The organism is Spirillospora sp. NPDC029432 (assembly GCF_040703975.1).
In the GTDB taxonomy this organism is placed as follows: domain Bacteria; phylum Actinomycetota; class Actinomycetes; order Streptosporangiales; family Streptosporangiaceae; genus Spirillospora.
Genome location: NZ_JBEZWH010000016.1, coordinates 101,674 through 123,838, shown reverse-complemented (window position 1 = coordinate 123,838; position 22,165 = coordinate 101,674). Strand labels below are relative to the sequence as shown.

Sequence of the window (22,165 nt, the reverse complement as noted above, 5' to 3'; positions counted from 1 at the left end):
TCGCGAAGTCTCCCGGAAAAACTTCTGGAACCCGTGCAACCCCGCTCCGTGGCCGCGCGTATACGAGGGGCGCAAGAGAGTTCAGAGGGCAGAAGGGAACACGAGGAATGATTTCGCTCAAGGCCGCCGTGATCGCCGCCTCCGCCGTCGGGGCCGTCGCCGCCGGCGGTGTCACGTGGGCCTCGGTCGCCCAGCCGGAGGCCGCTCCCGTGTCGGCCAACGGCCAGCTGCCCGACGCCGTCAAGAAGGCGAAGCCGTCGGCGCCCGCCGTGCCGACGCCGACCTGCGTGCCCGCCTCGGACCTCGCCAAGAAGGGCGAGCAGGCCGCGCGGAAGGGCGCCGGCGACCTGCCGGACGTCAAGGGCCAGCTCCCCTCCAAGAACCAGGTGCAGGTGCCGGGGGCCGAGGTTCCCGCCAAGCCGGACGCGAGGCTCCCCGAGGGCAAGCTGCCCAAGGGGGAACTGCCCAAGGCCGAGCTGCCCCCGTGCCCGGAGACCGGCGCCGGTGACAACGCGCGCAAGCCGGGCGCGAAGCTGCCGGAGGCGAAGAAGCCGGAAGTGAAGGTTCCCGCCGTCACCGCCCCCGACTGTGCCAAGCTGGCCCCGGCCGTCGAGGTCGGCGGCCCGGTGGAGCGGGCGATCATGCTGCCCAAGGGCCTCAAGTACGCCTCCGCCACCAAGGCCCCCAAGGAGCTGCGGGCGAAGAACATCTGCGCCGTGACGCAGAAGTGGGTCTCCCGCGCCGGCTCCACCGGCTGGATCACGGTCGAGCGGATCCAGGCCCCGGCCGGCATGGAGGGCCAGCGGCTCCGGCAGGCGCTGAAGCTGCCCCAGGGCGGCAAGACCACGAACGTCAACGGCGCCGTGGTGTGGCAGGCCCCCGCCGGCCAGAGCGGCGTGCTGGTCGCCTCCCCGGACGGCGGCGCGCTGTTCGTGAACGGCAGCCCGGTCTACCAGGGCGGCCTGCAGGACCTGGCCACCAAGATCGCCCAGACCGCCAAGTAGAGACACCAGGGGGTGCCCCGACCGGCATCGGGGCACCCGCGCCGCAGATCTTCGAACCGCAGGTTCTCCAAGTGAAGAGCGGCCGTGGCGGGGTGGCCCCTGCGCGGGGGGCCACCCGCCGACCCGGTCGGCCGTACCCGTAACCCTCCCAGCCGGACGGAGCACAGTGGGGCGTCGAGACGAGAAGTCGTTCGCCGAGTTCGTTGCGGCGCGCGGTAGCGCGCTGCTGCGGACCGCGTCATTGCTGTGCGGTGCCCACCAGGACGCGGAGGACATCCTGCAGAGCGCTCTGGAGAAGGCGTACCGCCACTGGGGGCGGCTGGATCCCGACAGCGATCCCGAGCCGTACGTGCGCCGCATCCTCGTCAACCTCGTGATCAGCAGATCGCGGCGGTGGAAGGTGCTCAAGGAGATCTACATGGCCAGCCCGCCGGAGCTGCCGGGCTCGTCCGCGACGCACGCGGTCGAGCTGCGGGGCACCCTGATGGAGGAACTGCGCAGGCTCGGCCCGCGGCAGCGGGCGGTGCTGGTGCTGCGCTTCTGGGAGGACCTCTCGGAGGCCGAGACCGCGCGGGTGCTCGGCTGCTCGGTCGGCACCGTCAAGAGCCAGGCGTCCCGGGGGCTCGCCAGACTCCGGGAGCGTCTCGACACCAACCTGGCGCCGATGGGGAGCTGAGCGATGGATCTGGAGAGTGAGCTGCGCGAGGCCATGGCCGAACGGGTGGCCGGGGCGGAGGCTCCGCCGTCGCTCGTCGCGGACGTCCGCCGCAGGCACCGCCGCCGGCAGACCCGGATCCGGGTGACGGTCGGCGTCGCGGCCGCCGCCGTCGCGGTGGCGGTGGTGGCGCCGGGCTACCAGTCGTTCCGGGCCGACCCGGTGGGGTCGAACGGGCGGCCGGACGATCCTGGCGGGAAGTCCGCGCCGCCTGCCTCGCCGGGGCCGACCGTGTCGGGACTGCCCAAGTCGGCCGCGCCGGCGCCGGGCAAGTCCGGCAAGGACGGCAGGCCGGCGGGGGAGGACCCCGCCGAGCGGGGCGGCGAGCCGTCCAAGGGCGGGATCGCGGGGATCAAGGTGCCCGCCTGGGTGACGTTCCTGCCGACCGGGCTCAAGGCGGAGGCGCCCTGCGCCGCCGGCACCGAGAACGGCGCCAGGACCACCACCTGCCGCTGGCGCGGCCCGGCCGGCTGGGTGGAGATCAGGCTGGTGCGCGGCTCCGGCCTGGGCGGCCCTGAGGACCTGATGAAATCCCCGGGCGTGCCCCGTCCCGCCTCGGTACGGGGCGAACGCGCGATCACCGCCGACCGGCCCGACTCCGGCCGCCAGATCGCCTGGATGGAACGCCCCGGCCTGGGCGTCGTGGTCGCGGCCGGCGGCGGCACGCGCGACCAGCTGATGCGGATCGCCGAGGGCGTCCGCCCCTGACCGGCGGCTCCCGCCGTACGCCCGGAACATTCGATTCCGTCGCTATCGCGGACGGGGAACCGGCGCCCAGGTGAGGGCATGCCAAGGGGCGGGCGCCCTCACCTGGGTCCTCGGGGGGCGTCCGACGCCCCCCGAGCCTCTCGGCGAGCGTCAGTGCGCCTCTGCGAGCAGCTTGGCGACGCGGGACACGCCCTCGACGAGGTCGTCGTCGCCCAGCGCGTACGACAGGCGGAAGTAGCCCGGGGTGCCGAACGCCTCGCCCGGCACCAGCGCCACCTCGGCCTCCTCCAGGATCAGCGAGGCCAGCTCCACCGAGGTCTGCGGGCGCTTGCCGCGGATCTCCTTGCCGAGCAGCTCCTTGACCGACGGGTAGACGTAGAACGCCCCCTCCGGCTCGGGGCACACCACGCCCGCGATCTCGTTCAGCATCCGGACCATCGTCTGCCGGCGCCGGTCGAACGCCGTGCGCATCTCCGCGACCGCCGTCAGGTCGCCCGACACCGCCGCGAGCGCGGCGGCCTGCGAGACGTTCGCCACGTTGGACGTGGCGTGCGACTGCATGTTCGCGGCGGCCTTCACCACGTCCTGCGGGCCGATCAGCCAGCCCACCCGCCAGCCGGTCATCGCGTACGTCTTGGCGACGCCGTTCAGCACCAGCGTGCGGTCGGCCAGCTCCGGCACCACGACCGGCATCGAGTGGAACTCCGCGTCCCCGTACACCAGGTGCTCGTAGATCTCGTCCGTGATCACCCAGAGCCCGTGCTCGTCGGCCCAGCGGCCGATCGCCTCGATCTGGTCGCGGCTGTACACCGCGCCGGTCGGGTTGGACGGCGACACGAACAGCAGCACCTTGGTGCGGTCGGTGCGCGCCGCCTCCAGCTGCTCCACGCTCACCCGGTAGCCGGTGGTCTCGTCGGCGACCACGTCCACCGGCACCCCGCCGGCCAGCTTGATCGACTCGGGGTAGGTGGTCCAGTACGGCGTCGGGACCAGCACCTCGTCGCCCGGGTCGAGCAGCGCCGCGAACGCCTCGTACACGGCCTGCTTGCCGCCGTTGGTGACGAGCACCTGCGCCGCCGAGACCTGGAAGCCGGAGTCGCGGGCGGTCTTGTCGGCGATGGCCTGCTTCAGCTCGGGGAGCCCGCCGGCCGGCGTGTACTTGTGGAACCGCGGCACGGAGCACGCCTCGACGGCGGCCTGGACGATGTAGTCCGGCGTCGGGAAGTCGGGCTCGCCCGCGCCGAAGCCGATGACCGGGCGGCCCGCAGCCTTCAGCGCCTTGGCCTTGGCGTCGACGGCCAGCGTGGCGGATTCGGAGATCGCGGCGATGCGCTTGGAGATGCGAGGTCGGTCGATGCTCATGGCTCTATCGTTACAGACGCCGTGCGGTGAGTTCAGCCGGATGCGCCCCTGGTGGGAGTGGGCTTTCCGACGCACCGGAGAGGTCTTCCGGGCTTCCGGTTCGACGCGGGGGCGTTCGGCAACGTAGACTCTGCCACCTAGTGACGCGACATCGGCATACGGTCATGTCCGCGAAAGGTCGTATCCTGGTCACGTCACGAGTGAAGGGCAGTGGCTCAATTGGCAGAGCTCCGGTCTCCAAAACCGGCGGTTGGGGGTTCGAGTCCCTCCTGCCCTGCGAGGTGCGGTGCGTGCACCCGTACCGGCTCACGCGTGTCATCGGCGTGGAACACATGGCACGCCGTCATGGCAGGCGTCGGCGCGGGACCGCGCGACAACCACTGGGTGGTTGAACACGACCTATGAGGTGAACGGCGGCACAATGGCGACTGAGACGCGCGGCGAGGCCGCGGCCAAGGACGAAGGCAAGGGGAAGCCCGCGCGCAAGCGGACCTCTCCGGCCCTCTTCGTGCGCCAGGTGATCGCCGAACTTCGCAAGGTCATCTGGCCCACCCGGCGTGAGCTCATCATGTACACCACGGTCTCCCTGGTGTTCGTGCTGATCATGATGGGGATCGTCTCGGGACTCGACTGGGCCTTCCAGAAGGGCGTCTTCTGGGTCTTCGGCTGACGCGCCGTACCCGGCCACGCCGGACGGCCCGGACGACCTGAACGTCCCGCTCCATACCGTTCCACCACCGGCGGCGTACGCCCCGCCCCGCAAGATCTTCATTCGCAGTCCGTACGACAGAAAGAGTCATCGTGTCCGAGCCCTCTCAGCCCAACGACGAGGCCGTCGACGAGGCCGTCTCCGCTGCGGCTGCTGCGGCCGAGCCCGCGGGCGACGCCGACCAGGCCGACGCGGAGACCGCCGCCGAGGCCGGGGCCGAAGGCGGCGAGTTCGACGGCGCCGGCGACGGCGACGACACCGTGCCCGGCGACGCGGCGGAGACCGCCGACCTCGCCGCGGCCGTCGAGGGCGAGGACGCCGAAGACTCGGAGGACTCGGAGGACGCGGACGCCGAGGAGGGCGAGGAGGCCGCGGCGCCCCCGGCCGACCCGTACGCGGACTTCAAGATGCAGCTCCGGCTCCAGCCGGGCGACTGGTACGTCGTGCACTCCTACGCGGGGTACGAGAACCGGGTCAAGACCAACATCGAGACCCGGACCCAGACCCTGAACATGGAGGACTACATCTTCCAGATCGAGGTCCCTCAGCACGAGGTGACCGAGATCAAGCAGGGCAAGCGGCAGAAGGTCAACGAGAAGGTCCTGCCGGGCTACATCCTGGTCCGGATGGAGCTCACCGACGAGTCGTGGGCCGCGGTCCGCAACACCCCCGGTGTCACCGGCTTCGTCGGCCTGCTCAACAAGCCGTCCCCGCTGAGCCTGGACGAGGTCGCCAACCTGCTGGCCCCCGAGCCGGAGGAGCAGGTCAAGACCAAGGAGCAGCAGTCCAAGGCCGCGGTCCCGGCCGTGGACTTCGAGGTCGGCGAGTCCGTCACCGTCATGGACGGCCCGTTCGCCACCCTCCCCGCCACCGTGAACGAGATCAACGCCGAGCAGCAGAAATTGAAGGTCCTGGTTTCGATCTTCGGCCGCGAGACGCCGGTGGAGCTGTCCTTCAACCAGGTCTCCAAGATCTGACCGGACACGGTCTGAGCAGCACGTACCCTGGGTAGGTGCTCCCCGCGCGAGCGGGACGCGAGTTTCAGTGATCCCTACACGGCGGACGAGTCCCGCCGCCGTGTTGCCCGCCGGGCGGGAGTCGGGGTCGCCATCAAACGGGACATAGGGGTTCGCATGCCTCCGAAGAAGAAGATCGCGGCGATCGTCAAGGTCCAGCTGCAGGCCGGCCAGGCCACCCCGGCGCCGCCGGTCGGTACCGCGCTCGGTCCGCACGGCGTCAACATCATGGACTTCTGCAAGCAGTACAACGCTGCGACGGAAGCCCAGCGCGGCAACGTCATCCCCGTAGAGATCACCATCTACGAGGACCGCTCGTTCAGCTTCGTCACCAAGACGCCGCCGGCCGCGCAGCTGATCCTCAAGGCCGCCGGGGTCGAGAAGGGCAGCGGCGAGCCGCACAAGACCAAGGTCGGCTCGGTCTCCCGCGACCAGATCCGCGAGATCGCCACCACCAAGATGCCGGACCTCAACGCCAAGGACCTGGACGCCGCCGAGAAGATCGTCGCCGGCACCGCGCGTTCCATGGGCATCGAGGTCAAGTAGTCCGCAATCCGTGGCAGGGCCTCGCGCGGCCCGTACCACACGTTCCATTGGAGGAACCGGAATGAAGCGCAGCAAGGGTTACCGGAGCGCGGCCGAGCAGATCGACCGCGACCGGCAGTACAGCCCGGCCGAGGCCATGAAGCTGGCCAAGCAGACCTCGGTCACCAAGTTCGACGCGACCGTGGAGGTCGCCCTGCGGCTGGGCGTCGACCCGCGCAAGGCCGACCAGATGGTCCGCGGCACCGTCAACCTGCCGAACGGCACCGGCAAGACCGCCCGCGTGCTGGTCTTCGCCGGTGGCGCCAAGGCCGACGAGGCCCGCGAGGCCGGCGCCGACCTGGTGGGCTCGGACGACATGATCGAGAAGATCCAGGGCGGCTTCCTGGACTTCGACGCGGTCGTGGCCACGCCGGACCAGATGGGCAAGGTCGGCCGGCTGGGCCGGGTGCTCGGTCCGCGCGGCCTGATGCCGAACCCGAAGACCGGCACCGTGACCATGGACGTGGCCAAGGCCGTCTCCGACATCAAGGGCGGGAAGATCGAGTTCCGGGTCGACCGGCACGCGAACCTGCACTTCATCATCGGCAAGGCGTCCTTCACCGAGCGTCAGCTGGTGGAGAACTACGCGGCCGCGGTCGAGGAGATCCAGCGGCTCAAGCCGTCGGCCGCCAAGGGCCGGTACGTCAAGAAGGCCGTGGTGACCACCTCGATGGGGCCGAGCATCCCGGTCGACCCCAACGCGGTCCGCAACCTCACCGCGGAGCTCGACGAGGCCTGATCAGGGCCGTACGCGAAGTCGGCGGAGGGGCGTCCCGGTTCGGGGCGCCCCTTCACGCGTTTCCGGGCGGCCGGATGAGGCCAGCCGCCACGGGCCGCCGGACACGGTGCGGATGGGGCGAATGGTGTTAAATCGCCAATAATCGACCCCCGCCCTGCCTGGAGGACCGGTGCGCCTCGGAACGGACCGCCCGCTCGTGATCGCGACCGCCGTCACGGTGGTCCCGCTGGCGGCGCTGGTGGTGGTCAAGGCGAGCCTCGGGTCCTCGCCCGAGGAGGACCCGGCCCGTCCTCCGGCGAACGTGGCGGCGCAGCAGCAGACCCGGCCCGGCGGCGGGGTGCCGGACGCCACGCCCGCAGGGACGACCTCCCCGGTCCCCGGCGGCGGGAAGAACGGAACGGCCGCGGCGGGCGGCAACGGCAACGGCGGCGGCGCTGCGAGCGCGGGCGGCCAGAAGGGCGGCGGCGGCACGGCCGAGCTTCCCGCCCTGCCGCCGGGAACACCGCGGCTGAAGTCGTTCGTGCGGGTCACCGAGGTGCGGCTGTCCGGCGCGGCGAACGGCGACTACCAGCGGCAGCGCGAGACGGCGACGTTCAGGATGTCGCCGTCGTACTCGCTGAACGCGACGGGCGTCCGCGAGACGATGCGGGGCGGCGTGCTCAGCTCGCTGACCCAGAAGGTGATCATCGAGGGCACGAAGCTGTCGGGGTACGACGGCAAGGCGTGGTCGCACTCGACGCTGACGGCGGCCCAGATCGGCAAGATGCGGGACGAGTCGGACCCGCGGCTGCTGACCGCCGTCCTGCGCGGCCTGCCGGGACTGAAGGTGACCGGCCCGGACGCGGCCGGCACGACGCGCTTCCAGGGCACGACGGCCCTCGACCACCTGTACGCGCTGCTCCCGCCGCAGGCCGCGGCGGAGGCGCGCAAGATGCTGCCGGGCGGCACCGCCGTGGCGCTGGACATGCGGGCCGACCGGAACAGCCGGCCGTCCTGGATCGGGCTGGACGCCTCGGGGGCCGGGACGCGGTTCACCGGCTCGATGACGTTCCACTCGTACCGCTGAGCCGTTCGTGCCGCTGAGCCGTTCGTGCCACTGGGCCCGGTTCCCGGCGTTCTGAAGCGGCTTGCCCGGGTACCCCCGAAGTCGTACGGGATTCCACCCCATTCGTACCAGCGGGGGATGTGGCGGGCCCGCCGCCGCACGAGACTGGGGGCACCAGCAGGCGACAAGGGAGGCACATTCCTCATGAAGCGTCGATTCGTCGTGGCCGCCGGCGGCACCGCGATGGGCACCGCCCTCGTTCTGGCCGGATGCGGTGGCACCGGTGCGGAGACCTCGACCGGGAACATGAAGCTGACCGCCGCCGAAGCGCTGGTCAAGACGTCGCAGAAGACCGGGCAGGCGGACACGTTCAAGGCCGACCTGACCGTGACCGACACCGGTGACGGCGCGAACCGGGTCAAGGCCAGCGGCCAGTTCCGGCTGCGTCCCGAGCTGACGTTCAGCGCGCGGCTGGACGAGATGTCCCGCAACGGCCAGGCGGTGCCGGGCGCCCAGGGGCAGGCGATCTACACCGGGAACGTGCTGTACGCGAAGGTCCCGATGCTCGCCCGGTTCGTCGGCGAGGGCAAGCCGTGGCTGAAGGTGAACGTCGACCAGGCCGGCCGGCAGTTCGGCTTCGACGCCGGCGCGCTGATCCAGCAGGTCCAGAAGATCAACCCGGCCGAGCAGACGAGGATGTTCACCGGCTCCAAGGACGTGCGCCGCGTCGGCACCGAGAAGGTCGACGGCGTGGACACCACGCACTACACCGGGACGGTGACCGTCCAGGACGCGCTGGGCCGGCTCGACGCGCAGGCCCGCGAGAAGGTGCGGCGCTGGTTCCCGCAGGGCGCCGAGAACGAGAAGATCTCGTTCGACCTGTGGACCGGGAACGACCAGCTGCCGCGCAAGCTGGTCTCCAAGGGCACGCCCGCCAAGGGCGAGAGCGGGACGGTGACCGTTCTCTACAGCGACTACGGCAAGCCGATCAGCGTGAACCCGCCGCCCGCCGACCAGGTCGGCGAGCTGTCCCTCAGCGGTCTCCTCGGTGGTCACCAGCCGCGCAACTGAGAACGCCGCACATCGGGACAAGTGAACCTGTTCGGTCGTTCGCGCGTCAGAGATAGCGTCCGGCGATCGCTGTCCGGACGTTGTCATGACGACAGGAGAACCCCCTGATGTTGCGTCGCCTCCTCACGGGAACGGCTGCGGCCACCACCCTCGTGCTCGCTCTCACCGGCTGCCTCGGCGAGGGCAAGGAGAGGGCGGACCAGGCCCGTGAGGCCATCAAGCAGACGGCGGCACAGGTCCTCGGCAAGGCCGCCCAGAAGAGTGGGCAGATCAACTCGTTCAGGATGGGCATGAGCATCGCCGGGACGGCCGAGGGCCAGACCACCCAGATGAACGCCAGGATCGAGATGCGGCTGCGGCCGGACGTCGCGATGGGCATGAACTTCGACTCCATGAACGTGGGCGGGCAGCGCGTCCCCGCGTACGAGATGCGGGTGGTCGGCGACGCGATGTACATGAAGATGCCCGGGCTGGAGGAGGCGACCGGGGGCAAGCCCTGGGGGCGGGTCGCCATCTCGGAGCTGAGCCGGGACATCACCGGCGGCCTCAACATGCAGCAGGCCATGGAGCAGGCCAGGCGGCAGAGCCCGGCCGAGCAGACCAAGATGTTCACCGCGTCCAAGAACGCCCGCGAGGTCGGCACGGAGACCGTCGAGGGCGTCCGCACCCGGCACTACGCCGGGACGGTGAGCGTGGAGGAGGCGCTGGCCCAGCTCGACGCCGAGAACCAGCAGGCCATGCGGCAGTCGTACCAGCAGCTGGGGGTCACCGAGATCCCGTTCGACGTGTGGGTCGGCGATGACGACCTGCCGCGGAAGATCTCGGTGAAGGTGGCGGCCGGCGCGAACGAGATGACCACGACCGCGACGTACAGCGACTACAACAGGCCCGTGAACGTGGTGGCTCCGGCCACGGCGGAGACCGGCGACCTCAACCTGCCCGGACTGCGGAACTGATCCGCGGCGAGACGGCAGGACGGCATCACGGCCCGCGGGCGCCTCTCCGGCGCCGGCGGGCCGTTCCCGTCCGGCGCGCGATTTGGTATGCGGCGCCCTCGGCGCTTACTCTGTTGGTTGCCGAAGACCGCCGGTCGCCGCCCACATGGGCGGCCGAAGGACCCGAAGAGATTCGGGCGGCCCGCGTAGGTGAGACGAGAGCTTCGTACGACCTCCGCTTTCGAGTGTCGTGCCACGCCCCGTGCGCCTGCGCCGGGGCGTTCCTGTGTTTCTGGAGCTTTTCGCCCCGGCGGCTTCCCACCCAGGTAATCGGAAGGAGGCCCATGGCAAAGGCCGAAAAGGCTGCGGCGATCGCCGAGCTCAAGAACGACTTCGAGAGCTCGAACGGCGCCGTGCTGACCGAGTACCGCGGGCTCACGGTGGCGCAGCTCAAGGAGCTGCGCACCAACCTCGGCGAGAACGCCAGGTTCGCCGTGGTGAAGAACACGCTGACCAAGCGCGCCGCCGACGAGGCCGGTGTCGACGAGCAGTTCCGTTCGCTGCTCGAAGGCCCGTCCGCCATCGCCTTCGTGAAGGGCGACGTCGTCGAGGCCGCCAAGGGGCTGCGTGACTTCGCCAAGGCGAACCCGCTGCTTGTGATCAAGGGCGGCTACATCGACGGCCAGTCGATGGACGCCGCCGAGGTCGGCAAGCTGGCGGACCTCGAGTCGCGCGAGGTGCTCCTGGCCAAGCTGGCGGGTGCGATGAAGGGCTCGATGGCCAACGCGGCCGCGCTGTTCAACGCGCTCCCGACCCAGGCCGCCCAGCTCGCCGAGGCGCTGCGCGCCAAGCGCGAGGGCGAGGGCGGCGAGACGGCCGAGGCACCCGCCGCCGAGTAGCGGCAGGGACCCGCGGTTCCACAACACCCCAGACAGACAGCCATAGCGGAGGAACACATCATGGCGAAGCTCAGCACCGACGAACTGCTCGACGCCTTCAAGGAGATGACCCTTCTCGAGCTCTCCGAGTTCGTGAAGCAGTTCGAGGACGTCTTCGACGTCAAGGCCGCCGCGCCGGTCGCGGCCGTGGCCGCCCCGACCACCCAGGGCGCCGCCGGCGGTGGCGACGAGGCCGCCGCGCAGGACGAGTTCGACGTCATCCTCGAGGGTGCCGGCGACAAGAAGATCCAGGTCATCAAGGAGGTGCGCGCCCTGACGAGCCTCGGCCTCAAGGAGGCCAAGGACCTGGTCGACGGCGCGCCGAAGCCGCTGCTGGAGAAGGTCAACAAGGAGACCGCCGACAAGGCCAAGGAGGCCCTGGAGAAGGCCGGCGCCTCGGTGACCGTCAAGTAACTCCGGCGGTACCCGGAAAGACCCTCGCGAGGCAGTGTCCGGAGCCGGTACGCCGGCTCCGCGGCCCTCGCGTGCGAAGCGGCCGTCCCACTCGGTGGGGCGGCCGCTTTCGCGTTCCCGGACGGCGCCGGCGGGCGGCCGGGGGCGCGTTCCGCCGGGCGGCATTGATTTGTCCGGGGGTGATAAACCGTGTCCGGAAACCGGGTGCGAAGGCGAGTTGTGTGGGGTGGCGGAGCCCGCGTAGCGTCCCTCAAGGCATCGCGCCCCAGTGGTCCGTCCCGTAGCGTCCGTCCACCTCAGCCCCGGGTTCGGGGCTCGGGGGTCACCGGCAGTAGCCTGTCCGGCGACGTAAGTAACGATTGTCTTACAGCGCCACTTTTTTACTGCTGATCCGCACCCCTCCCCCTTCCATTTTCGGAGGGGGCCGCTACGGTAGTGGCACCCGCCACAGCTACCGGACGGTAGCAACGGGTTGGACACGAGGCGTGATGGCGCGACAGCAGCCTGAGTGTGCTACTCGCTCATTGGTTCCGGAACCCCCCGGCCTGGACGAAAGGTGACGAGTGGGCGTCGAGATCAGGGTCGAAGGCCTGACCAAGTCCTTCGGCCGCCAGACCATCTGGCAGGACGTATCGCTAACGCTTCCCGCAGGAGAGATCAGCGTTCTCCTCGGGCCCTCCGGCACGGGCAAGTCGGTCTTCCTGAAGTCCCTGGTCGGCCTGCTCAAGCCCGACAACGGCCACATCTGGATCGGTGACCGCGACCTGCCGTACCTGCCCGAGTCCCAGCTGTACGACACCCGGAAGCTGTTCGGCGTGCTGTTCCAGGATGGCGCCCTGTTCGGGTCGATGAACCTCTACGACAACATCGCCTTCCCGCTGCGCGAGCACACCAAGAAGGGCGAGTCCGAGGTCCGGCGCATCGTCATGGAGAAGATGGAGATGGTCGGTCTCCTCGGCGCCGAGAAGAAGCTGCCCGGCGAGATCTCCGGCGGGATGAAGAAGCGCGCCGGCCTGGCCCGCGCACTCGTCCTCGACCCCGAGATCCTGCTGGTGGACGAGCCGGACTCCGGTCTGGACCCGGTCCGCACCGCCTACCTCAACCAGCTGATCGTCGACCTGAACTCGCAGATCGGCGCGACGTTCCTGATCGTCACCCACGACATCAACACCGCCCGCACCGTCCCGGACAACATCGGCCTGCTGTTCCGCCGCGAGCTGGTGATGTTCGGTCCGCGCGAGATGCTGCTGTCCAGCGAGGAGCCGGTCGTCCGGCAGTTCCTCAACGCCCGCAAGGTCGGCCCGATCGGCATGTCGGAGGAGAAGGACGTCTCCGAGCTGGAGGCCGAGGCCAAGATGGGCCACGACCCGGGCAAGCTGCCCCCGATCCCGCCGCAGCTGATGCCGTCGGACGGCCGCATCCGGCCGACCCAGCACGCCCCCGGCTCCTGGTGCGCCGCGCACGGCGTCGTCCCGCCGCCCGGGTCGTTCATCGACGACCTGGGCCGCAACTGGGTCGAGGAGTGGCCGCGGTACGTGGCCGCGATGGGCCCGGTGGCCGGCGCGGCCGGCGGCCCGGGCGTCTACAAGGGCGGCGGACACCCCGGGGCGGGTGCGACGGCCTGATGTCCACTCCTGGTATCGGCGCGGACCAGCGAGGAGGCAAGGGGGGCGACGCCCCCGCCAAGTTCCGCAAGATCTCCGACGGCGCGGCCAACGTCGTCATCAAGGAACCGGGCAGGTTCTTCGCTCTCTGCCTGGACACCGTCCGGGCGATGTTCGTCTGGCCGTTCCAGTGGCGTGAGTTCATCCAGCAGGCCTGGTTCATCGTCAGCGTCACCGTCGTGCCCACGATGCTGGTGGCCATCCCCTTCGGCGGCATCCTGTCGCTGCAGGTGGGCGGCCTGATCCGGCAGCTGGGCGCGCAGTCGTTCACCGGAGCCACCGCGGTGGTCGCGATCGTCCGCGAGGCCAGCCCGCTGGTCACCTCGCTGCTGGTCGCGGGCGCCGCGGGCTCGGCCATGTGCGCCGACATCGGCTCCCGCAAGATCCGTGAGGAGATCGACGCCATGGAGGTGCTGGGGATCAACCCCCTGCACCGCCTGGTGGTGCCGCGCATGCTCGCGTGCGCGTTCGTCGCGCTCTTCCTCAACGGCCTGGTCTCGGTGGTCGGGCTGGCCGGCGGCTACGTGTTCAACGTGATGCTCCAGGACGGCACCCCCGGCGCCTACCTGGCCTCGTTCAACGCGATCGCGCAGCTGCCCGACCTCATCCAGGCGGAGATCAAGGCGTTCGTCTTCGGCATCACGGCCGGGCTCGTCGCGGCCTACAAGGGGCTGAACGCCAAGGGCGGCCCCAAGGGGGTCGGTGACGCGGTCAACCAGACCGTGGTCATCACCTTCATGCTGCTGTTCCTGGAGAACTTCCTGATCTCCACCCTGTACTTCCAGTTCGTCCCCCAGAAGGGCATGTGATGAGCGCGCCCTTGGGAGGCACCCGCAAGCCGTTCTTCAGGTGGCTGGGCACCCCGCTCCAGCGCCTGGAGGACTTCGGCCACCAGCTGTCGTTCTACGCGCGCGCGTTCGCCTGGATCTTCCGGGTGCTGCGCCGCTACCGGACCGAGGTGATGCGGCTGCTGGCCGAGGTCAGCCTCGGCACCGGCGGACTCGCCGTGATCGGCGGCAGCGTGGTGATCGTCGGTTTCATGACGTTCTTCACCGGCAGCCAGGTCGGGTTGCAGGGCTACAACTCCCTGAACCAGATCGGCACCGCCGCGTTCACCGGGTTCGTCGCCTCGTACTTCAACACGCGCGAGATCGCCCCGCTGGTGTCGGCGCTGGCGCTGTCGGCCACGGTCGGCTGCGGCTTCACCGCCCAGCTGGGCGCGATGCGGATCTCCGACGAGATCGACGCGCTGGAGGTCATGGCCGTCCCGTCGATGCCGTTCCTCGTCACCACCCGGATGATCGCCGGGATGATCGCGGTGATCCCGCTGTACATCGTGGGGCTGCTCGCCTCGTACGGCGCCACCCGGCTGATCGTGACGATCTTCTACGAGCAGTCGACGGGCACCTACGACCACTACTTCAAACTCTTCCTGCCTCCGTACGACATCTTGTGGTCGTTCGGAAAGGTGATCGTCTTCTCCGTCCTGGTGATGCTGATCCACTGCTACTACGGCTACAACGCCAGCGGCGGCCCGGCGGGCGTCGGCGTCGCGGTGGGCCGCGCCGTGCGGACCAGCATCGTCGTCATTAACGTGGCCGACCTGATGATGGGCATGGCGATCTGGGGAGCCACCACGACCGTACGGATAGCGGGGTGACGGCGCGATGACCCATGTCGCCAACCCGAAGGGGCTGTCCCAGCGCGCGCGCTACCAGCTGCTGGGCCTGTCCATGGTGGTCGTGCTGGCGCTGCTGCTGGCACTGACCGTCGCCCTGTTCAACAAGGCGCTGACCCCGGTGACCGAGGTCACGGTACGGGCCGAGCGGGCCGGGCTGCAGCTGCTGCCGCGCTCGGACGTCAAGGTCCGCGGCCTGATCGTCGGCGAGGTCCGAGACACCCGGGCGACCGCGGACGGGGCCGAGATCGAACTCGCCCTGGACCCGGACAAGGCCGAGCTGATCCCCGGCAACGTCCAGGCGCGGCTGCTGCCCAAGACGCTGTTCGGCGAGAAGTACGTGGACCTCCAGATCCCGGCGCAGGCCGGGGCGAAGGGGCTGCGCGAGGGCCAGGTGATCCAGCAGGACCGGTCGCAGACCGCGGTCGAGATCGACCGGGTGCTGAACAACCTGCTGCCGCTGCTGCAGGCCGTACGGCCGGAGAAGCTGAACGCGACCCTGAACGCGGTCGCCACCGCGCTCCAGGGCCGCGGCGAGCAGATCGGCCGGAACCTGGAGCAGGCGGACTCGCTGCTGAAGAAGATCAACCCGGAGCTGCGCACGCTGGTGTACGACCTGCGCGCCCTGTCGGACGTGTCCGACATCTACAGCGCCGCGGCCCCCGACCTGCTCAACACGCTGCGCAACATCAATGTGACCAGCAAGACGATCACCGACAAGCGCCGCGAGATCGAGGACCTGATCCCGATGGTGACCGGGTTCGGTGACAAGGGGAACCGGTTCGTGGCCGACAACACCCCGAAGATCATCGGGATGAACGTGGCGAGCCGGGAGGGGCTGTCGCTGATCGCCCGCTACTCGCCGTCGCTGCCCTGCGTGCTGGACGGGATGATGAAGATCAAGTCGCGGGCCGAGGAGGCGGGCGGCGGGAAGAACTCCTCGTTCAACCTGACCATCGAGATCGTCAAGCCGCGGCCGGCGTACAAGTACCCGCTGGACGTGCCCGAGGCGAAGGACCAGCGCAACCCGCGCTGCTACAACCTGCCGAACCCGCAGGTGCCCTTCCCCGACTACCTGGCCCTGGACGGGACCCAGGACGACCTGTGGTGGAAGAACCCGCACGACCCGAACCAGCCGAACCCGCACAACGCGGGCAGCCGCGGCCGCGCGACCTCGGGCGTGTTCGTCGACCCCGGCCAGGACATGAGCGAGCGCGAGCGGATCGACAGCATCGTGGGGCCGATGACGCGGACCCCCGCCGACGAGGTGCCGGACGTGGCGCAGCTCCTGTATGGGCCGCTGCTGCGGGGATCGGTGGTGAACGTCCAGTGAAGACCACCGGCGCGGCCGTCAAGCTGCTGATCTTCGTGCTGGCCACCTCGCTGGCCACCGGCGTGCTCGCGATGACCATCGCCAACGTCCGGTTCACCGACGCGCGCTCGTACAGCGCGGTCTTCACCGACGTCGCCGGGCTGCTGGAGAACGACGACGTCCGGGTCGCCGGCGTCCGGGTCGGCCAGGTCGAGAAGATCGAGCTGCACCGGGGCAACCGGGCCGAGGTGACCTTCAGCGTCAACAAGGAGGGCGTCTTCGAGGCGGGCCTGCCGAAGTCCACGCAGGTCAACGTGCGCTACCGGAACCTCATGGGGCAGCGCTACCTGGCGCTGGTCGAGGGCCCCGGCGCGCCGAACGACTACCTGAGCCCCGGCGGCACCATCCCGGTGTCCCAGACCAAGCCCGCGCTGGACCTGACCGTGCTGTTCAACGGGTTCCGCCCGCTGTTCACCGCGCTCCAGCCGGACGACGTCAACAAGCTCGCGTTCCAGATCGTGCAGACGCTGCAGGGCGAGGCCGGGACGGTCAACAGCCTGCTGACGCACGTGGCGTCGCTGACCAACACCCTCGCCGACCGCGACCAGGTCATCGGCCGGGTGATCGACAACCTGAACAAGGTGCTCGGCACCATCGACCAGCGGCACGACGAGGTCAACCGGCTGATCGCCGACCTGCGCGGGTTCGTGAGCGGCGTCGCCGACGACCGCGACGCGATCTTCGACTCGGTCGCGGCGATCAACCAGCTGGAGGGCACCACCGCCGACCTGCTCAAGAGCGCCCGTCCGAGCATCCGCAACGACATCGCCGGCCTGCGCAAGCTGGCCGGGACGCTCGACGCGAACAAGGGGGACGTCGACAGGGCCCTGCGGAACACGCCGCACCAGATGGAGGAGCTGATCAACATCTCCTCCTACGGCTCCTGGTTCAACATGTACGTCTGCGGCATGGACGCGCGCGTGCGGCTGCCCGGCGGTCCCGTCTACCAGACCCCTGCGATCGTGAACGAGAACGCGAGGTGCAAGTAGATGAGGATCCCGTTCCGGGAGCGCAACCCGGTCCCCATCGGCCTCGCCGCGTTCGCCGTCATCATCGTCGCCCTGCTGGTGGCGATGAACCTGAACAGCATCCCGTTCCTGAGCGGCGGCCGGGAGCACACCGCCGCGTTCGCCGAGGCCGCCGGGCTGAAGGCGGACGAGGAGGTGCGCATCGCCGGGGTCAAGGTCGGCCAGGTCACCGGGCTCGAACTGGCCGGCGACCATGTCAAGGTCACCTTCCGGGTGAACGACGACGTGCGGCTGGGCGATCTGACCCGCGCCGAGATCAAGATCAAGACGATGCTCGGCGCGCACTACGTGGCCCTGGACCCGCGCGGTACGGGCCGGCTGAGCAAGGAGATCCCGGTCGAGCGGACCACCGTCCCGTTCGAGGTGGTCCCCGCGATCAGCGAGCTGACCCAGCGGGTGCAGAAGATCGACCACCGGCAGGTCGCGCAGTCGTTCGACGTGCTGGCCGACACCTTCCGCAACTCGCCGGAGGAGATCCAGGCGTCCCTGAAGGGCCTGCGGCGGCTGTCCAACACCGTCGCCTCGCGCGACAGGGAGCTGCACGAGCTGACCGGCCGCGCCGCGGACGTGTCGCAGCTGCTCGCCGACCGCAACCAGGACTTCGCCCGGCTCGTCCAGGACGGCGACAAGATCCTCCAGGCGGTGCGGGCGAGGCGGCAGGTGATCCACCAGCTGCTGGTCAACACCGTGGTGCTGTCGCAGCAGGTGAACGCGCTGATCAAGGAGAACGAGGGGCAGCTGCGCCCGATGCTGGACAACCTGGAGAAGGTCAACGGGGTCCTGCTGAAGAACCAGAAGAACCTCGACCGGATCCTGCAGCTGTTCGCGCCGTTCGCGCGGCAGTTCTCGGACGTCACCGGGACCGGCCGCTGGTTCGACGCCTACCTCCAGAACCTGATCCCCATCCCGGCGTCCATCAAGGACCCGGAGGCCCAGGGCAACGGCGCCGCCGGCACCCGCCAGAACGGTCAGCAGCAGAACGGTCAGCAGAACGGCCGGCAGGGCGGGCAGCAGCAGGGCGGCCAACAGCAGGGCGGGCAGCGCGGCAACCCGCTGCCCTTCCTCCCGTAAGCGAGCAGGCAGGTATCCGTGCGTAACTCAGGAATGGTCCTCCGCCTCGGCGGCGCGCTCCTGGCCGTCGCCGTGCTCGCGACCGTGCTGGTGGTGCTCCTGCGCGAACCGGAGCACAAGCGCGTGACCGCGTACTTCAGCCGGACGGTCGGCCTGTACGCGGGCGCCGACGTGCGCATCCTCGGCATCCAGGTCGGCAAGGTCACCAAGGTGACGCCGGTCGGCGGCGCGGTCCGGGTGGAGCTGGAGTACGAGGCCAAGTACAAGGTCCCGGCCACCGCCCAGGCGGTGATCGTCAACCAGACGCTGGTCGCCGACCGCTACATCCAGCTCACCCCCGTCTACAAGGGCGGCCCGGTGATGCCGAACGGCCAGACGCTGGAGATCAACCGCACCGCCGTACCGGTCGAGGTGGACGAGGTCGGCGGCGGCCTGAACGACCTCAGCAAGGCGCTGGGGCCCGAGGGCGCCAACGCCGACGGTGCGCTGTCGCGGCTGCTCCAGGTCGGCGCGAACACCCTCCAGGGGCAGGGCACCGACATGCGGCAGACGATCGCCGACACGTCCAAGATGCTCAGCACCCTCAGCGCCGACCGCGGCGACGTCGCCAAGACGATCGAGAACCTGCGCGTCATCACCGACACGATGAAGGCCAACGACCAGCAGATCCGGAGCTTCACCACCAACCTGAACGGGGTGTCCGGCCAGCTGGCGGGGGAGAAGGAGGAGCTGAGCGCCGCGCTCAACAGCCTCGGCCCCACGCTGCGCAACGTCCAGCGCTTCATCAAGGACAACCGCGGGCAGCTGTCGGACAACGTCCGCCAGCTGGCGCAGATCACCGGCGTGCTGGTCAAGGAGAAGGAGTCCCTGGCCGAGCTGCTGGAGGTCGCGCCGCTGGGCATCAACAACCTGGCGCGCGCGTACGACCCGATCAGCGGCACCATCCACAACCGGGCCGACCTCCGCCAGTTCCACGACCTGGCCGACTGGATCTGCTCGCTGGCGTACTCGGTGGGCACCCCGGCCAAGCAGTGCCTGGACTTCGTCACCCCGTACAACGGGATCGGCAAGGCGCTGACCGGGCTCAGCCTGGACCTGTCCTGGATCACCGCGCTGACCACGCACTACGACCCGGAGCCCATCCCGCCGGACGCGTACGGCCCCGGCGGCAAGAACGGCCAGAGCGGCAACGGCGGCCGGAACCAGACCAAGCAGGCCGGTTCGGGGACCAAGCCCAGGGACATCCGCGCGCTGCTGCCCGGAGGTGGCGAATGAAGCTCCCCGTCGACAGGCCCCGCGCCCGGCGCCTGGGCGCCTTCGGGATCGCCGCGCTGGCCGGCGTGACCGCGCTGTCGGGCTGCTCGTTCCGCGGCGTCGACTCGCTCCCGCTGCCCGGCGGCGCCGACCTGGGCGACCGGCCGAAGACGGTCAAGGTCGAGTTCTCCAACGTGCTCGACCTGGTGCCGCAGTCGATGGTCAAGGTCAACGACGTCTCGGTCGGCCAGGTCGAGAAGATCGAGCTCACCGGCAGCAAGCCGGCGGCCGGCGGCGCCAGGAGCGGCTGGCACGCGCTGGTCACGCTCAAGGTCCGCCGGGACACCAAGCTGCCCGACAACGCCGTCGCCACCATCGGGCAGACGAGCCTCCTGGGCGAGAAGTTCGTGGCGCTGTCCAACCCGCCCGGCGAGGCGCCCCAGGGCGAGCTGGCCTCCGGCGACCTCATCCCGCTGGCCCGCACGACCCGCAGCACCGAGATCGAAGAGGTCCTGTCGGCGATGTCGATGCTGCTCAACGGCGGCGGCATCGAGCAGGTCTCCACGATCACCCGCGAGCTGAACGCGGCGATGAACGGCCGCACGTCCACGATCAAGTCGGTGCTGCACCGGGTCGACACGTTCGTCGGCACCCTCGACCGCAACCGCGGCGAGATCACCCGGGCGATCGACAGCATCGACCGGCTGTCCGGGAAGCTGTCGGCCGAGCGGAAGACGATCGCCGACACCATCGACAAGACCGGCCCGGCCCTGACGATCCTCAACCGCAACCGCGCCGACCTCACCAAGATGCTCAAGGCGCTGGACCGGCTGAGCCGCACCACCACCAACGTGATCAACCGGTCCCAGGCCGACCTGCTGGCCAACCTCAAGGACCTCCAGACGATCCTGACCAACCTCAACAAGGCCGGGGCCGACCTGCCCAAGGCCCTGGAGGGGCTGCTGACCTGGCCGTTCCCGGCCACGTTCGACAACGTCATCAAGGGCGACTACGGCAACGTCCACCTCACCCTGGACCTGGACTTCGAGTCCATCGCGCGCAACCTGTTCGGCGGCACCGAGCTGGAGAACCTGCTCGGCAGCGGCGAGAAGATGCGCAGCATGCTCACGGTCCCGAACGTGACGCTGCCGCGGACGCCGCTGGGCGTGCTCCCCGAGACGCCCGCCGGAGGCACCGGCCAGAACGGCGGCCTGCCGGGCCTGCCCGGCGCCGGCGGCGGGATCCCCGGGGCCGGCACGCAGAACGGCACCGGGACCCCGACGGGGACGCCGTCGCCGAGCGGCGGCCCCAGGCCCCGCTCGCTCGGCCCCGGCGAGAAAGATCTCCAGACGCTGATGACGGGGGGCCTGTCGTGATCCTCAAGCGCGGCGTCAAGATCCAGCTGCTCGCGTTCGCCGTCATCACGGTGATCGGGGTCTGGATCATCTCGGTCAACTACATCGGCCTCGGCCGGGGCCTGCTGGACCGCCAGTACACGGCGTACGTGGACCTGAGCGACTCCGGCGGCGTGTTCACAAACGCCGAGGTCACCTACCGCGGCGTCGCCGTCGGCAGGGTCGGGCCGATCCGGCTCACCGACAGCGGGATCAAGGTCGAGCTGATCCTCGACCGCGGCAAGCGGATCCCGCGCGAGGGCACCAGCGCCGTGGTCGCCAACCGTTCCGCGGTCGGCGAGCAGTACATCGACCTCCAGCCCAGCAAGGCCGGCGGCCCGTACCTGGACCAGGTGGACGAGCACGGCGCGTACACGATCCCGCGCGAGCGGACCAAGCTGCCGGTGTCCACCGCCGAGCTGCTCCGCAACGTCGACAAGCTCGTCTCCTCGGTCAACCCGCAGCACCTCGGCACCATCGTGGACGAGCTGGACAAGGCGTTCTCCGGCTCGGCCGCCGACCTCCAGGCGATCCTGGACGACACCGACCGGCTGATCCAGACCGCCGACCAGGCGTACCCCGACACCAAGCGGCTGCTGGACAACGGCGCGGTCGTCCTGAACACCCAGCGGCAGCAGGGCGCCAACATCCGGGGCTTCGCGCGCAACCTGAACGAGCTGACCACCCAGCTGCGGCGGGACGACCCGGCGCTGCGCGGCGTCATCGACGCGACCCCCGGCGCGGTCGTCCAGGCCGACAAGACCATCGACGGCCTGGCGCCCACGCTGCCGGTGCTGCTGGCCAACCTGACCACCACCGGCCAGGTCATCGCCACCCGGAAGGCCGGGCTGCGCTCGCTGTTCATCCTGTACCCGCTCACCGTGGGCGGCGCGTTCACCGTGACGCCCGGCGACGGCACCCAGCACCTCGGGCTGGCGCTCAACATCGACCACCCGCCGCCGTGCACCACCGGGTACAAGAGCAAGGAAGAGACCCGCTGGCCGCAGGACACCAAGCACCGCAAGCCGCGGCTGGACATCGGCTGCAAGGACCCCAAGGACTCCGGCAAGGCCGTCCGCGGCGCCCGCAACTTCCCCAAGGACGCGATCTCGCCGGCGCCGAAGGTCCCGCCGGGCGCCACCGACGGCGCCGGGTTCCCCGAGGGCGGCGCGTACGGCTCCGACGCCAAGGGCAAGGACGGCGGCGGCAAGGACTCCGGGCGTACGGGCGCCCAGGGCCAGGGCGGCACGACGTCGCTTTCCGGCCAGGACGCGGCGCTGCAGAGCGTCTACATCCCCTTCCCGGACAAGGCGGTCGAACTGGCCGGGTACGATCCGTCGACCGGTGTGGTCTACGGCCCGGACGGCAAGCGCTACCAGCTGGGCGCCTCCGGAAGCCAGCAGCGTCTGCTCGGAGACGCTTCGTGGAAGATGCTCCTACTCGACCCGCTGATGCGGTGAAAG

General features: G+C 70.1%; 22 protein-coding genes and 1 tRNA gene. 22 read left to right on the top strand and 1 reads right to left on the bottom strand.

Annotated features, from left to right (window positions below; translation table 11 throughout):
* Positions 1-107: 107 nt before the first annotated feature.
* From AB0881_RS15870 to AB0881_RS15860, 3 genes are all read left to right on the top strand, one after another.
* Positions 108-1,004: a hypothetical protein gene (locus tag AB0881_RS15870; protein WP_366617624.1), complete on the top strand. Its 897-nt coding sequence runs from the start codon at positions 108-110 to the stop codon at positions 1,002-1,004.
* 166 nt (positions 1,005-1,170) lie between these two features.
* A complete protein-coding gene (locus tag AB0881_RS15865; RefSeq protein WP_366617623.1) occupies positions 1,171-1,680 on the top strand; it encodes a SigE family RNA polymerase sigma factor in 510 nt (169 codons plus the stop codon).
* A 3-nt stretch (positions 1,681-1,683) separates the two neighbouring features.
* Complete coding sequence (locus tag AB0881_RS15860) at positions 1,684-2,427, top strand: hypothetical protein (protein ID WP_366617622.1); 744 nt, start codon at positions 1,684-1,686, stop codon at positions 2,425-2,427.
* A gap of 150 nt (positions 2,428-2,577) precedes the next feature.
* Here AB0881_RS15860 and AB0881_RS15855 read toward each other — a convergent pair whose 3' ends face one another.
* Positions 2,578-3,789, bottom strand: a complete 1,212-nt coding sequence (locus tag AB0881_RS15855) for a pyridoxal phosphate-dependent aminotransferase (RefSeq protein ID WP_366617621.1) — start codon at positions 3,787-3,789, stop codon at positions 2,578-2,580.
* A 204-nt stretch (positions 3,790-3,993) separates the two neighbouring features.
* Here AB0881_RS15855 and AB0881_RS15850 point away from each other — a divergent pair.
* The 19 genes from AB0881_RS15850 to AB0881_RS15760 all read left to right on the top strand — a co-directional run bounded on the left by AB0881_RS15850 (position 3,994) and on the right by AB0881_RS15760 (position 22,162).
* Positions 3,994-4,066, top strand: a tRNA-Trp gene (locus AB0881_RS15850).
* A gap of 144 nt (positions 4,067-4,210) precedes the next feature.
* Positions 4,211-4,459, top strand: a complete 249-nt coding sequence (gene secE, locus AB0881_RS15845; RefSeq protein ID WP_366617620.1) for a preprotein translocase subunit SecE — start codon at positions 4,211-4,213, stop codon at positions 4,457-4,459.
* Positions 4,460-4,590: 131 nt separating this feature from the next.
* Positions 4,591-5,475 carry a transcription termination/antitermination protein NusG gene (gene nusG / locus AB0881_RS15840; protein ID WP_366617619.1) on the top strand — a complete coding sequence of 295 codons (885 nt, stop codon included), beginning with the start codon at positions 4,591-4,593 and terminating at the stop codon, positions 5,473-5,475.
* A 156-nt stretch (positions 5,476-5,631) separates the two neighbouring features.
* Entirely contained in the window at positions 5,632-6,060 is a 429-nt protein-coding gene (gene rplK / locus AB0881_RS15835) for a 50S ribosomal protein L11 (protein WP_366617618.1), read from the top strand.
* A 61-nt stretch (positions 6,061-6,121) separates the two neighbouring features.
* Positions 6,122-6,838, top strand: coding sequence for a 50S ribosomal protein L1 (gene rplA, locus AB0881_RS15830; protein WP_366617617.1), 717 nt, complete (start codon positions 6,122-6,124; stop codon positions 6,836-6,838).
* 169 nt (positions 6,839-7,007) lie between these two features.
* On the top strand, positions 7,008-7,904 hold the full coding sequence (locus tag AB0881_RS15825) for a hypothetical protein (RefSeq protein ID WP_366617616.1): 897 nt from the start codon (positions 7,008-7,010) through the stop codon (positions 7,902-7,904).
* Between the two features lie 183 nt (positions 7,905-8,087).
* Positions 8,088-8,954, top strand: coding sequence for an LppX_LprAFG lipoprotein (locus AB0881_RS15820; RefSeq protein WP_366617614.1), 867 nt, complete (start codon positions 8,088-8,090; stop codon positions 8,952-8,954).
* A 107-nt stretch (positions 8,955-9,061) separates the two neighbouring features.
* Complete coding sequence (locus AB0881_RS15815; protein ID WP_366617612.1) at positions 9,062-9,910, top strand: hypothetical protein; 849 nt, start codon at positions 9,062-9,064, stop codon at positions 9,908-9,910.
* Positions 9,911-10,233: 323 nt separating this feature from the next.
* Positions 10,234-10,788 (top strand): 50S ribosomal protein L10, encoded by a 555-nt coding sequence (gene rplJ / locus AB0881_RS15810; RefSeq protein WP_366617610.1) that lies wholly within the window; start codon positions 10,234-10,236, stop codon positions 10,786-10,788.
* Between the two features lie 60 nt (positions 10,789-10,848).
* Positions 10,849-11,241, top strand: a complete 393-nt coding sequence (gene rplL / locus AB0881_RS15805; RefSeq protein WP_366617608.1) for a 50S ribosomal protein L7/L12 — start codon at positions 10,849-10,851, stop codon at positions 11,239-11,241.
* 563 nt (positions 11,242-11,804) lie between these two features.
* Entirely contained in the window at positions 11,805-12,866 is a 1,062-nt protein-coding gene (locus AB0881_RS15800; RefSeq protein WP_366617606.1) for an ABC transporter ATP-binding protein, read from the top strand.
* A gap of 149 nt (positions 12,867-13,015) precedes the next feature.
* Positions 13,016-13,714 carry an ABC transporter permease gene (locus tag AB0881_RS15795; protein ID WP_366617658.1) on the top strand — a complete coding sequence of 233 codons (699 nt, stop codon included), beginning with the start codon at positions 13,016-13,018 and terminating at the stop codon, positions 13,712-13,714.
* Positions 13,714-14,565, top strand: coding sequence for an ABC transporter permease (locus tag AB0881_RS15790; RefSeq protein WP_366617604.1), 852 nt, complete (start codon positions 13,714-13,716; stop codon positions 14,563-14,565). The genes AB0881_RS15795 and AB0881_RS15790 overlap by 1 nt, the downstream gene beginning before the upstream one ends.
* A 7-nt stretch (positions 14,566-14,572) precedes the next feature.
* The gene (locus AB0881_RS15785) at positions 14,573-15,916 is read left to right on the top strand and encodes an MCE family protein (RefSeq protein WP_366617602.1); all 1,344 of its coding nucleotides are present in this window, start codon (positions 14,573-14,575) and stop codon (positions 15,914-15,916) included.
* Positions 15,913-16,944: an MCE family protein gene (locus tag AB0881_RS15780; protein WP_366617600.1), complete on the top strand. Its 1,032-nt coding sequence runs from the start codon at positions 15,913-15,915 to the stop codon at positions 16,942-16,944. Before AB0881_RS15785 ends, AB0881_RS15780 begins: the two co-directional genes overlap by 4 nt.
* Entirely contained in the window at positions 16,945-18,054 is a 1,110-nt protein-coding gene (locus AB0881_RS15775; RefSeq protein ID WP_366617598.1) for an MCE family protein, read from the top strand.
* Between the two features lie 18 nt (positions 18,055-18,072).
* Positions 18,073-19,329, top strand: coding sequence for an MCE family protein (locus tag AB0881_RS15770; RefSeq protein ID WP_366617596.1), 1,257 nt, complete (start codon positions 18,073-18,075; stop codon positions 19,327-19,329).
* The gene (locus tag AB0881_RS15765; RefSeq protein ID WP_366617594.1) at positions 19,326-20,684 is read left to right on the top strand and encodes an MCE family protein; all 1,359 of its coding nucleotides are present in this window, start codon (positions 19,326-19,328) and stop codon (positions 20,682-20,684) included. The genes AB0881_RS15770 and AB0881_RS15765 overlap by 4 nt, the downstream gene beginning before the upstream one ends.
* On the top strand, positions 20,681-22,162 hold the full coding sequence (locus AB0881_RS15760; protein ID WP_366617592.1) for an MCE family protein: 1,482 nt from the start codon (positions 20,681-20,683) through the stop codon (positions 22,160-22,162). Before AB0881_RS15765 ends, AB0881_RS15760 begins: the two co-directional genes overlap by 4 nt.
* Positions 22,163-22,165 lie beyond the last annotated feature (3 nt).

Excerpts from the sequence above, each read along its gene's own strand:
- AB0881_RS15765 (WP_366617594.1), top strand. The coding sequence starts at position 19,326 with ATGAAGCTCCCCGTCGACAGGCCCCGCGCCCGGCGCCTGGGCGCCTTC.
- AB0881_RS15795 (WP_366617658.1), top strand. The coding sequence starts at position 13,016 with ATGTTCGTCTGGCCGTTCCAGTGGCGTGAGTTCATCCAGCAGGCCTGG.
- rplA (WP_366617617.1), top strand. The coding sequence starts at position 6,122 with ATGAAGCGCAGCAAGGGTTACCGGAGCGCGGCCGAGCAGATCGACCGC.
- AB0881_RS15785 (WP_366617602.1), top strand. The coding sequence starts at position 14,573 with ATGACCCATGTCGCCAACCCGAAGGGGCTGTCCCAGCGCGCGCGCTAC.
- AB0881_RS15815 (WP_366617612.1), top strand. The coding sequence starts at position 9,062 with ATGTTGCGTCGCCTCCTCACGGGAACGGCTGCGGCCACCACCCTCGTG.
- AB0881_RS15820 (WP_366617614.1), top strand. The coding sequence starts at position 8,088 with ATGAAGCGTCGATTCGTCGTGGCCGCCGGCGGCACCGCGATGGGCACC.
- rplK (WP_366617618.1), top strand. The coding sequence starts at position 5,632 with ATGCCTCCGAAGAAGAAGATCGCGGCGATCGTCAAGGTCCAGCTGCAG.
- rplJ (WP_366617610.1), top strand. The coding sequence starts at position 10,234 with ATGGCAAAGGCCGAAAAGGCTGCGGCGATCGCCGAGCTCAAGAACGAC.
- AB0881_RS15855 (WP_366617621.1), bottom strand. The coding sequence starts at position 3,789 with ATGAGCATCGACCGACCTCGCATCTCCAAGCGCATCGCCGCGATCTCC.
- AB0881_RS15775 (WP_366617598.1), top strand. The coding sequence starts at position 16,945 with ATGAGGATCCCGTTCCGGGAGCGCAACCCGGTCCCCATCGGCCTCGCC.
- secE (WP_366617620.1), top strand. The coding sequence starts at position 4,211 with ATGGCGACTGAGACGCGCGGCGAGGCCGCGGCCAAGGACGAAGGCAAG.
- AB0881_RS15870 (WP_366617624.1), top strand. The coding sequence starts at position 108 with ATGATTTCGCTCAAGGCCGCCGTGATCGCCGCCTCCGCCGTCGGGGCC.
- rplL (WP_366617608.1), top strand. The coding sequence starts at position 10,849 with ATGGCGAAGCTCAGCACCGACGAACTGCTCGACGCCTTCAAGGAGATG.
- AB0881_RS15860 (WP_366617622.1), top strand. The coding sequence starts at position 1,684 with ATGGATCTGGAGAGTGAGCTGCGCGAGGCCATGGCCGAACGGGTGGCC.
- AB0881_RS15790 (WP_366617604.1), top strand. The coding sequence starts at position 13,714 with ATGAGCGCGCCCTTGGGAGGCACCCGCAAGCCGTTCTTCAGGTGGCTG.